The sequence below is a fragment of the Robertkochia solimangrovi genome (genome assembly GCF_007279655.1).
GTDB classification, from domain to species: Bacteria; Bacteroidota; Bacteroidia; order Flavobacteriales; family Flavobacteriaceae; genus Robertkochia; species Robertkochia solimangrovi.
The window spans coordinates 183,192-195,456 of record NZ_QKWN01000004.1; the positions used below are offsets into that span (position 1 = coordinate 183,192).

The following is a 12,265-nucleotide window of genomic DNA, read 5'->3' on the forward strand; positions in this document are numbered from 1 at the left end:
AATTGATAATATTGCAATTTTTGACTTTATTTGATAAGGATCCTCAATTCTCAGACAATTAGAAACTTACTATGTTACAACCCCGGTTTGTCCTGAAATTTTCACTCATATTCCTTATGCTATGTTGCACCTGGGAAATTTTGGCATTCCAGAAGAATCCCGATCCGCTTCCGCATCACCTCAAATTCGAATATTTCAGTGTTGAATCCGGACTTTCTAATAATATAATTACCGATGTGGTTCAGGATTCTTTAGGTTATATATGGATCGCCACCAATGACGGATTGAATCGTTATAACGGAAACACATTTTTAAATTTTAAAACGGAGAACGAATCGGAGAATAAACTGGTCTATAACTTTATCGAGCAACTCAAATTAAATGACCAGGGAGAACTTTATATAGTAACGGGTGCCGGACTCAACATATATAACCCTAAAACAGAATCTTTCCGACTTTACGACACCTCCAATGGTCTGATTGGAAACGGACTCAGTTGTATGGAATTTGGAAAGAATGAGGAATTGATATTCGGAATCTACGAAGTAGGATTGCAGATCTTTGATCCTAAAAATCCGGAAAAGCGAATCCTATTGAACTTTAACGAGAATGACGATAATACTATCTCCTCCAATCGAATATCTGATATTCAGTTACAAGGAAAGAACACATTATGGGTATCAACTTATGATAATGGGTTAAATAAAATCGATTATGCTACCAAGAGTGTTAGAAGAGTTCCCTTTGGAGATAGAGATGACTATGGCTTGAAATCGATCAATTGCATGTATCTGGATAACAAAGACAATCTTTGGCTCGGTACTAAAAGTGGCATCATGGTCTTTACCAGTGATAACGAGCGTATCCATATACCAGCAGGAAACGATCAGAACCGTGAGCTCAGTGACAATGAAGTACTGGCCTTTGAAGTGGATGATTCCGGGAAAATGTGGGTAGGTATCCGTAACGGCGGATTAAACATCGTCGATCTTGAAGCATACCGAAATGATGCCGAATCTGATGCAATTCAATGGTTCCTTCCCAATCAAAACGGCACCAGTGTCTACAACCGTACCGTTTCATGTTTGACGAAGGACAAAGAAAACAATATGTGGATCGGTACCAGTCTCGGGCTAAACTATGTCAATCCGCGTGGAAATCCATTAATACGTATCAGACACGAATCTAATTCCGGATCTCAAACGGTAAGCCATGACCGAATCAGAACACTTACCGAACGCTTTAACGGAGATATCTGGATCGGTACGGATGGGGGCGGACTCGACCTCTATAATCCGAAAAAAGGTTCCTACAAACATTTCAGACATGATGATTCAGATCCTCGCAGTCTATCGAACAACTACACCATCTCTTTGCTGGAAGATTCCAAAAAACGCGTGTGGATAGGAACATATCAGGGAGGACTCAATCTACTTGACACGATCACGGGTAACACTCGAAAATACCTGCAGGGCAATGTTGAAGACGGCAGTGACGTTCGTGTCATTTTTGAAGACAGTAAGAACAGGATCTGGGCAGGCACCAATCGCGGCGGATTATATCGCTATAACGAAACAACCGATAAATTCGATTATATCGAGTCCCTCGGAAAAATGGATATACGGGACATCGCAGAAGATGAGAACAAACTATGGATGGCCACCTATGGAGATGGCCTATTACATTTTGATCCCGAGACCAACGATTATAATACAATAGAAGCCGCCACGGTTCCCGAAATGCCGAGTAATATTGTTCACACCATAAAAATTCTCTCCGATCATTCTATTCTTGCGGGTACCGCCTATGGAGGACTTGTGCGTTGGTATCCAAAGACAGAAACGCTGAGGACATTCACAGACAGGAATGGTCTGAGCAATAATACCATCAATAGTATGGTATTTCGAAATGAGCATGAAGTATGGTTGGGTACATTTAAAGGAATCAGCTACTACAACACCCTTAATGACACTATCAAGAACCTGAACTCCTACAGTCTCATAGCAACCAGTGACTTCAATAGTGGAGCGGCGATGCTTACCCGGGACAGTACACTGTATATGGGTGGAAATGCAGGATTATACATCATACAACCTGAAAAGATCTTCAATTCCAACTCCGATTACTCCCTGCTTTTTGAAAATCTTAAATTGTTCAATAATAAGGTCGATGTTGCCAACGGGGATAAAGAGGCGATATTACAAGAATCACTACCCTTTCAGGATCATGTAATTCTCAACCATGATCAGACATTGATCTCAGTTGATTTTAGTGTGCTCAAATATCCAAATGCCGGCAATATTAAATATTCCTATTTATTAGAAGACTATCAGGATCATTGGGTAAATCTGAATAATAGCAATAGCATCAACCTTAATAAATTACCTCCGGGAGAATACAGGCTTATCGTGAAAGGAGCTATCAACCCGGAAAAAACGGTAACGAACTCCATGTTGATCACCATTCTCCCCCCCTTCTGGAAAACATTACCAGCATATTTATTATATTTCATTGTGGCATTAGGGCTCACCATATTAGGAATGCGCTATTATTCCGATCGTTTAAAGCTTAAGAATTCCTTGTTATTCGAAAAGAAGCAACGACAGCTGGAGAATGAACTAAACCTGGAACGCGTACGATTCTTTACCGGTTTCTCCCATGAACTAAAGACTCCGCTCAGTCTGATCATGGCACCTATCGAGGAGTTAATCGAACAGACAGACAATAAAAAGCATAAGGATCAATTGAAAATGGTACACAGAAATTCAAAATATCTGTACCAGAACATCAAAAAATTACTTGAATTCAGAAAGGCAGAAACCGGCCTGAACCAGTTATCGATAGAAAAAACCGACATCACCGATTATATCACCCAGCTATTTAATAGTTATGAGACCATTGCAAAGTCAAGAGGAATAAGCCTGAAGCTCCACAAACCCGAACAGCAACTCTATATCTGGTGTGATATTGAAAAAGTTGAAATCATTATTCACAACCTGCTTTCCAATGCTTTTAAGCATACAGATCGCAATGGAACCATCAGTCTTTCACTTGCAAAGAAAGATAATATTTTAAGCATTTCGGTTTCGGATACCGGAAATGGTATTCCTGAAGAAGATCTACCACATATCTTTGACTGGTACTATCAATCAACCTCCTCAAACAGAAAGAAAGGAACCGGCATAGGGCTTGCTTTATCCAAAGTTTTTGCCGAGTTACATCAAGGTTCTATCATCGTTCAAAGTAAATTTCACGAAGGAGCGAAATTTACTCTGAACATACCTACAGATGCTTTCCGGGAACGCACTCAGCAATCGGAACCGGAAACGCCGGTAGAAAAGAAGATCTCTGAAATATATTCGGAAACATCAGATTCATGGAATATGGAGGAGCTTTCTGTGATTGATCCGGACAATGAACTCAGAATCGGAGAAGATAAAGAAAGAGAGGTTTTATTACTGATCGATGATAATGCAGATATCCTGCAATTCCTGGGTGGAATGCTGGAGACCGAATACGACCTGATTTTTGCCGCTAACGGAAAAGAAGGAGTACAAAAAGCAAGGAAATATGTTCCGGACCTGATTGTATCAGATGTCATGATGCCTGAAAAAAGTGGTATGGATCTCTGTAAAGAATTAAAGGAGGACAAAATCACCTCACATATTCCGATCATTTTGCTTACCGCGAAAGCAAATACAGAAGGAATCAACCAAGGATATGAAGAAGGAGCCGATGATTATATCACCAAACCTTTTAATCCAAAAATTCTTAAAACACGCATCAAGAACCTGATACAAAACCGAATAGGATTACGTAAATACTTCACAACGGAATCGGACGGACTTCCTGAAGACCCGGATAAACACATCAGCATCCTGGACAGCGAGAAGGAATTCCTGAGACAATTCCAGGAACTTATCGAACGATTGATTCCGGAGGGCGATACCAATATTGAGACCCTTTGTTCAGAAATGGGCATGAGTCGTACTTCTCTGTTTCGAAAGATCAAGGCTTTAACGGGTGGAAATATCAACGACTATGTTCGTAAGATCCGACTGCAGAAAGCCGTGTACCTTATCCGTTATGAGAAATACACGATTTCACAGGCATCCTATGAAGTAGGTTTCAAAAGTGTAAAGTATTTCAGGAAGATCTTTAAGGAAGCATATGGTAAATTACCTTCGGAGATCGAGTAATTTAATTATAGGGTAGACTTAAAATATTTGTATTCCCCCCGGACACCAGTGAATTAAGGATTAAGGATTATGGATTATGGGTTGTCAATTCTCAATTAAACGAAGTTTAAGAGTCACTTGCTATACAGTAAAGCAGTATATCGTCAACTATTCTCCGCTTTCTACAATCTATTTTCCGCGATCTTAACTTTGGCAATTAACACTTTTTGGCAATTGTCTTAAGAAGGCTTTAAGGTGGTCTTGGCCTTGCTTTTCGTACCTTTAGGGTAAAATAAATTCAATGAAAAATAAAACAATAATTATCACAGGAGCAGCCATGGGTCTGGGTCTGGCCGCTGCTGAAGAACTCGCCTCCCAGGGGGCAAATTTGGCACTGATCGATTATAATGATGAATCGTTACAGAATGCAGTGGAAAGTCTCAGTGGAAAATTCAAGGATGTCAAAATAATTTCGGTGAAAGCCGATGTTTCCGATGAGGAACAGGTAAAGAACTATGTAAATAAGACCCTGGAAGCATTCGGGCGTATCGACGGCTTATACAACAATGCAGGAATAGAAGGCCGACAGGCTCCGATGACAGAATATGATATGGATGTTTTCAAAAAAGTGATCGATATCAACCTGATGGGTGTATATTATGGCTTACGATATGTTATTCCGGTAATGCAGAAACAAGGTTATGGACGAATTGTGAACGTAGCTTCTGTGGGAGGTATTCGAGGAGTACTGAATCAAACTCCTTATGTTGCCAGTAAACATGCAGTATCAGGGATGACGAAAAACGCTGCTGTTGAATATGGTAAATATGGCATCCTTACAAACGCCATTGCTCCCGGAGCGATCCTCACCCCTATGGTAGCCGAAGCTTTTAAACAGGTGAATCCGGATGACCCGAAAGCCGCAGAAACTGAATATGCCCAAAGAAATCCTACCCGAGCACTTGGAAAACCTTCAGATGTCGCTAAAGTGGTAGCCTTTCTACTTAGTGAAGGTAATGGTTATGTTAGTGGGCAAACCATAGCAATCGATGGTGGAGAATCAAACCTTTATGGTAATTCTTAACTGAGCCTCCTCAGATAAACTAAAAAAGGCTGTTTAATAAGGCAGCCTTTCATTTTTTATATACCTCCCGGAAGACCAATCATCAAGCGAAATTAAGTCTTTTTCCCCCCAGTTATGATGATTCAGCCTCTATAAATCATGTGGTACGCTCTGTTCTATTCGATAGTAAAAGACTGAACAATACTTTCAGAAGTATTACCTTCCTTATCGATACTGATAATATTCCAATAATAAGTAACTCCAGACATTACCCTAACATCCAGCGCTTCTTCCGAACTTTCAAACATAGTTTGAGGTGGAGTCGCATCCTCAAAATACACCTCATACTTTACTATATCATCATCGAGATCCAATCCTCTCCAGCGAAGTTCGATACGCTCATCATTCGTGGTAATTCGCATTTCATCTTCCGGATAGATCACCTCCGCAGGAAAAGGCGCATAATTAGTATTTGCTTCCCCTGCATTGTAAAAATTCCAACGTTCACTTTTTGTTAGTTTATTCGACTTAGCATTAGTTGATATAATATACCATTGATAAGGAGTCGCCCTTTTCAAAACAACTTTTAAACCAGGGTCCGAAGTTGAATAACCAGATTCCTCCCCGGAGATCAAATCTAAAAGAATCAATGTATAGGTTTCTGTATTTAGGGCCTTCCCCCAGTTAAAATACACTTCACTCTGCAAATCATCCAGGACCTCTCCACTTATACATTCAGTATTATTCAAAGGCGCAATCAGTGTTGCCTCCCCGGGATCGAAGTCTTCAAATTCTGGAGAATCACTTCCACAACCTATAAAAACCATGACCGCAGCAATCAGTGTTAAACAATTCAATCTTTTATACATAGGCTAATTTTTCACAATTCTCTTATTGAATACCCCATTCGCAGTCTCAAGTCTCAGAACATACATGCCTCTTTGTAATTCAGGAATTTTAACATTTAGTTCTCCAAAAATTGCCACTACATCAAAGCTGGATATGATATTTCCCTTAAGATCTATCAGAATGCACAGTACAGTATCATTGATTTGAGAGGGTAACAACACATGAAGAATTTCTCCGGATATAGGGTTTGGAAAAACACTAATCCTATCTTCGATCATAAATTCCCGTTCATAAAGACCTGCACATAATTTTTCGGAAAAGACCTGTAATTTATTTACTCCTTTTTTTAAAGGAAGTGATATCTGCTTTTGATCCGTTATATACGTTAATTCATTGAACATTATCGTATATGATTTACCTCCTGATAATGTAAGGTTGAGATTTTGATCATCAATCACTTCGGCATATACTTCTAGTGGTAAAGGCTCGTTTATGACCAGTTCATAACACAGCTCCATGTTTGGAAGTTCAACACTTCTCAGGCAAAGTGAATAAACTCCGGAAATCAGACTATCAAATAGTAAAGAGGATTCAAAAGAGTCTTCACGGATCAGGTTGTCTTCCAGATATAATTCCGCGCTATATTCTGAGATTACCTCCACATTAACCTGAATACTCCCATTATCACTACCTCTGCAGGAAAGATCTGTAACCCCGATTTTAAAATTATCCTGCGGTAATTTCAACTCCTCACATCCAAAATCATTTACAGTAGTATTCAGCGGTGTGTATGGACATAAATCATTATCATTCGCAATCCCATCACCATCTATATCTTCATCACAACTATCATTAATTCCATCTTTGTCAAAATCATCACCTTCAACCTGTTCAAGCGTGACAACCAGCTTTGCATCACACCCTTTTGAGTCTACGACACTTACAGTATACACTCCAATTCCAAGATCTTCGAAATCGGCATTTTCTGTATAAGTAAAATCATCCATACTGTATTGATAGGGAGGTGTACCACCAGTTGCATCAACCTGAATACTCCCATCCGCTTGAAAGGTACAACTTGGAGAGATCACTGTAAATCCGACCTCTAACTTGTCCGGATCCTCAATCATGACCTGTGTCGTCAAAGTACAACCCTTAGCATCTTTTACATAGATTTCATAATTGCCAGAGTTAAGATCTTCGAAAGATGCATTACTCTGAAACAATACTCCATCAATGCTATATTGATAGGGTGGTGATCCCCCGACAACCTCTATAAGAATACCCGCTTCATTTTCACCAAAACAGGAATTAACCATTACCGAAGTAGTAACCTTCAATATTTCCGGTGCTATAAAAGATTTATTGATCGTCAACTCACACCCATTTTTATCTATGATTTTAAAAACATGATTCCCATATGGGACACCTGTAAAATCTCCTGAATCTTTTAAAGGATCATCATCCATTTGATAGCTATACGGTTCTTGCCCACCGCTTACCTGTAACATAAAACTCAATGTCCCATCCGTACAAAACCTGGAATTGTCAATTTCGGTAAATGTTGCTGCCAGGGCATCAGGCTGTCCGATTATAATTTCTTCCTCAACAAAACACCCTTGATCATCAACCACCCTGACCGTATAAATTCCAGCAGAGAGATCCGTGAATTTATTAGACTTTTGAAGTGCTTCATCATTGATTTGATATGCATAGGGAGCTACACCGCCATTAACATCGACCATAAAACTCCCATCATTTGTACCAAAACAAGACACCTCAGATTGATCGACTTTCAGGGTTAAAAGTTCAGGTTCTGTAATCACAATGTTCTTTTCAAAAACACAATCCGCATTGTCCTTAATGAAAACCGTGTATTCCGAAGCAGGCAATTCATTGAATGCTGCCTCCGATTGGTACTCGATTCCATCGAGACTATATTGATAAGGTGGGACACCTCCAATACCCTTCAGAATTACAGATCCGTCACTCCTACCAAAGCAGGATACATTATTTATGGTCACCTCACCCATAATCGATATAGGAAGGTCAAAATATACATAAATTTGCCCTGAACATCCCTTACTATCAATCGCAGCAAATCGGAATTTACCAGTTGTTAAGCCTTTAAAAGTTGCAGACGACTGAGCGGGTTCATCATCAATCTGATAGGAGAATGATCCATCTCCACCCACCGCTTCCAGTGTAATATCGAATGTTTCATCTATACATATATTGGTATAATCAATATCAGAAATATTTAGGTAAATACCCTCTGGTTTATCAAGTGTAATCTCTTGTATGGATTGACAGCCTAATCCATCACTAACTATAACTTCATAGGTGCCCGGAGAAAGATCCTGAAACAAATTATCAGCCTGCGCTACACCATCGTTTAAACTATAGGAATAAGGAGGCATCCCTCCGGTTACATCTATTTCGATGTAACCATCATTCTCACCGTAACATAAATTACCACCGGATTCCATGCTAAAAGTCAATTCATCTATAGGAATCAAGTTTGCATTTACAAAATTCACACACCCCAAAGCGTCTCTGGATTCTACTTTAATCTCCTCCCTCTTTATGGTCGTAAATTTATTTGTCGACTGCCACTCTCCTTCATCTATTCGATATTCATAAGGTGGATGTCCACCCGAAGCTGACAGTGTAAAATTAACCGGATCATCATTAGTACAATAGTTCGTGTATGAAGCAGAAAGCTGGAAGGACTCAGTTTTATCGAATTGGACTTCTACACCGTAAGTACAACCATAACTATCAAGTATTTGAATATAATACAATCCAGATTCCGATATTTCAAACGTATTACTACTTTGAAAAGTTATGCCATCTATTGCATATTGATAAGGAGGTATACCACCGCTGGCGACTACTTCGATAAAATCGTTTGTTGTTGGATCGCAATAGTTGTCATGAACAATGACTGATCCTTTTAGAAGTTCTCTCTCCGGAATTATAAAGGCTTCCACAGTGGTACATCCATTCGCATCCCTGACATAATATTCATAGTCACCCGGTGCTAAATCACTAAAAGTTTGACTTACTGAAAAATTATTTCCATCGATACTATATTCATAGTCCGGATTCCCTCCAGAAACCGATCCTGATACCGATGCGGAATTTAAACCAACACAATCGTATTCTATAATTTCCAGTAAAATGGACATAGTCTCGGGCTCGGTAAGTGTAGTTACAATTCTAAACGTACTATTCACAGCATCGATAACTTCCACGATATAGGTACCCGCTTCTAAATTCAGGAAATTGGAATTCTCAGATGCTCCTAGTATTGTAAATCCATTTGAATCCAGCAGTTGAAAATTATAAGGAGGGGTACCTCCGCTGGCTGTAGCTATTATTTCACCATTATACTCACCAGGGCAAGTAACTTCTCTCACATAAACCTCCAATCCCAAATCCTCGGTCACTCCAATTGCAATTTCATCCTGAGGATCCAACGTGAAATGAGCTTCAACAGTATCCTGCTCATAGTGCTGGTATGTATCTAAAAATGAAAGATTAAGGGATAAAATACCCGTAAAAAGAACTTTCCACAGGATCAAACAGGTCCAATACGTCAATTTCATAGTAGCATTTAGGGCTTTAGGTATCCAATTAACGATTATCTGTTCTCAGCAGATTCCAGAAAAAATAATTGAACCCCGAAAAGTACTTGAATCTGAATACCGTGAATTTTCCTACAAGAATAGCGATTTATTTTGTAACGCCAATTACATATGAGTATATTATACAAATCGTTCCTCTCCACCTTTACCTAAAAAATTACCAGTAATTCCACAAGAGCATATATCAGAATTTTCTTAAATATTAATTCTTTATAGTTCACACCGATAATTTATATTTTAGTTTTTTAGATTTAGTGATCCTCGTAGCTACAGAACTGACCCATGCGAGCTGTACCCAAAACGGACAGGAAGCCTATCAACTTGAAGGAAAACTTATCTATAAGAAAAGTACTTCAGAAATTATCGTATGAAAGACAGCGATAAACTATATATCCTTCAGTTCACTATTGCTACCATACCAGTTGTCAATAACCTGAATTCGCACACCTTCGCATTCGATATTGTAGCAGCTTATAAAGTCAGAGACAAAAAAATCGAGTTTCTGTTAAATTCTTCAGTATTCCGAGGAATTACATACAATTCCGATTTTTATTATTCTATATATGGTCGTATTGCCTTTTCCGGATCACCGGTTAAAAATTCACGAACATCTATCGATATGGGTGGAGCCGGCTCATCATCCTCAGTACCTGGCGCAGGATTCCTTTCGAGATACCGAATATCTATTTCCCTGGAAGGAAATACCGCAAATATCCTGGCGACATCCGCACCCGTATTCCTAATACCATGAGGCACCCCTGCAGGGATAAACACCACAGCTCCTTCCGAAACCTTTTTCCTTTGATTACCCAAACGAACTTCAACGCTACCCTTTTGGATCTGCATGATCTCTTCGATATGATGCAGATGAAATGGTATCGCATCGCCTATACCGATCTTTTCGGTAAAAACCGACATCTGATCCACATATCCATTCTCAGTATCTCCAGGGTCAATAACGATCGCCAGTTTGGAATCCGGACGATAATCGTCAGGATCTTCAATCATATTCAGGGGATGGAATTCATAATCTTCAACTATTGCCATAACTTTATCTTTATAAAGCAATAAGTTACACAAATTCAATGTTTTACACCAGGGGGTATTACCCCCTATTTCAAAAGCCAAAAAACACAGACACTAAAGTGCATTTCAATTACTTACGCTCAACGAACCGTAATTTATCAGACACAATCGTATTAAACCAGTGAACACATACACGCTTAACTTCCTCTATTTCTTATATTTACATATACATCATTTACAAAAACACATAAATTTTGATTCCCTATGAATTCTTGTAAAACTTTCTTCACATTCCTTTCAATTACCTTTATAACCGTATTTCAAAACTCTGATGCCTGTACCCGTGTTGTTTATCACGGCACGAATGACCTGATCATTACGGCTCGCTCTATGGACTGGAAAGAAGAAATCCCTGCCAACCTTTGGATTCTACCCAGTGGAATTTTAAGAAATGGACTCGTTGGAGAGAATTCGGTACAATGGCGATCGAAATACGGAAGCGTAGTGACAACCTCCTGGGATATTGCTTCTTCAGACGGCATGAATGAAAAAGGTTTGGTTGCCAATATGCTTTGGCTGGCTGAATCAGAATATCCAAAATTTGATCCGAAAGGCACTAAAAATGGATTGGCCATCTCACTCTGGCTCCAATATGCACTTGATAACTTTGCCACGGTCGAAGAAGCAGTTAATGACCTTGCTCAGGAAAAATTCATTGTAGTTTCCAGTCTCATCCCGGGAACGGATCGTTTTACCACACTTCATTTATCACTCTCAGATGCCAAAGGTGATAATGCCATATTTGAATATATCAACGGCAAACTGGTGATCCACCATGATCCCAGTTATAATGTGATGACGAATTCTCCTATATTCAATGAACAACTTGCGATCAATGAATACTGGAAGGGAATTCCCGGAACCATTATGTTACCAGGAACCAATCGGGCGGCAGACAGATATGTAAGAGCCTCCTACTACATCGGGGCCATTCCTAAAACCGACAATACCAGAAATGCGCTTGCCAGTGTTTTTGGAGTGATCAGAAATTGCTCCGTTCCTTTGGGAATCTCCTCAGAAACTGAACCTAATATTTCATCGACTCGTTGGAGAACCGTGGCCGATCATAAGAATATGACCTACTACTTTGACAACGTTCTAAATCCGAATGTTGTTTGGGTAGATCTGAAAAAAATAGATTTTAAGGAAAATGCTCCAGTCAAAAAATTAAGTCTTTCAAATAATGAAATCTATGAAGGAGAATCTTCGGGAAAATTTACAGAAACAAAACCGTTTGCTTTTGCCGCATTACCACAATAAATAACCATGGTTCTTTCGAAATTCATCAGAAATATACCACAAGGAATATTTCCTCTTATTTCTAACTGGAATTCAACAATTAAATCATTGAAATCTCATTTCTTATACCGTTATTTGCCGCAGATTTTAAAATTACGATATCCCCCATCGTTTTGATAGAGATTATGAAATGTCCTACA

Annotated in this window: 6 protein-coding genes; 3 read left to right on the top strand and 3 right to left on the bottom strand. The window is 39.2% G+C overall.

Features of this window, described 5'->3' with window-relative positions:
• Positions 1-140 precede the first annotated feature (140 nt).
• Positions 141-4,199, top strand: coding sequence for a hybrid sensor histidine kinase/response regulator transcription factor (locus DMZ48_RS07380; protein ID WP_162558682.1), 4,059 nt, complete (start codon positions 141-143; stop codon positions 4,197-4,199).
• A gap of 280 nt (positions 4,200-4,479) precedes the next feature.
• Complete coding sequence (locus DMZ48_RS07385; RefSeq protein ID WP_199287948.1) at positions 4,480-5,262, top strand: glucose 1-dehydrogenase; 783 nt, start codon at positions 4,480-4,482, stop codon at positions 5,260-5,262.
• A gap of 155 nt (positions 5,263-5,417) precedes the next feature.
• On the opposite strand, the gene DMZ48_RS07390 is transcribed toward DMZ48_RS07385, so the two are convergent.
• The 3 genes from DMZ48_RS07390 to DMZ48_RS07400 form a co-directional block, all read right to left on the bottom strand.
• Entirely contained in the window at positions 5,418-6,110 is a 693-nt protein-coding gene (locus tag DMZ48_RS07390; RefSeq protein WP_143954488.1) for a hypothetical protein, read from the bottom strand.
• A 3-nt stretch (positions 6,111-6,113) separates the two neighbouring features.
• Complete coding sequence (locus DMZ48_RS07395) at positions 6,114-9,701, bottom strand: T9SS type A sorting domain-containing protein (protein WP_143954489.1); 3,588 nt, start codon at positions 9,699-9,701, stop codon at positions 6,114-6,116.
• A 591-nt stretch (positions 9,702-10,292) separates the two neighbouring features.
• The gene (locus DMZ48_RS07400; RefSeq protein WP_143954490.1) at positions 10,293-10,787 is read right to left on the bottom strand and encodes a cupin domain-containing protein; all 495 of its coding nucleotides are present in this window, start codon (positions 10,785-10,787) and stop codon (positions 10,293-10,295) included.
• A 243-nt stretch (positions 10,788-11,030) separates the two neighbouring features.
• Between DMZ48_RS07400 and DMZ48_RS07405 the strand changes: the two genes are divergently transcribed.
• Positions 11,031-12,086 (top strand): linear amide C-N hydrolase, encoded by a 1,056-nt coding sequence (locus DMZ48_RS07405; protein WP_143954491.1) that lies wholly within the window; start codon positions 11,031-11,033, stop codon positions 12,084-12,086.
• Positions 12,087-12,265 lie beyond the last annotated feature (179 nt).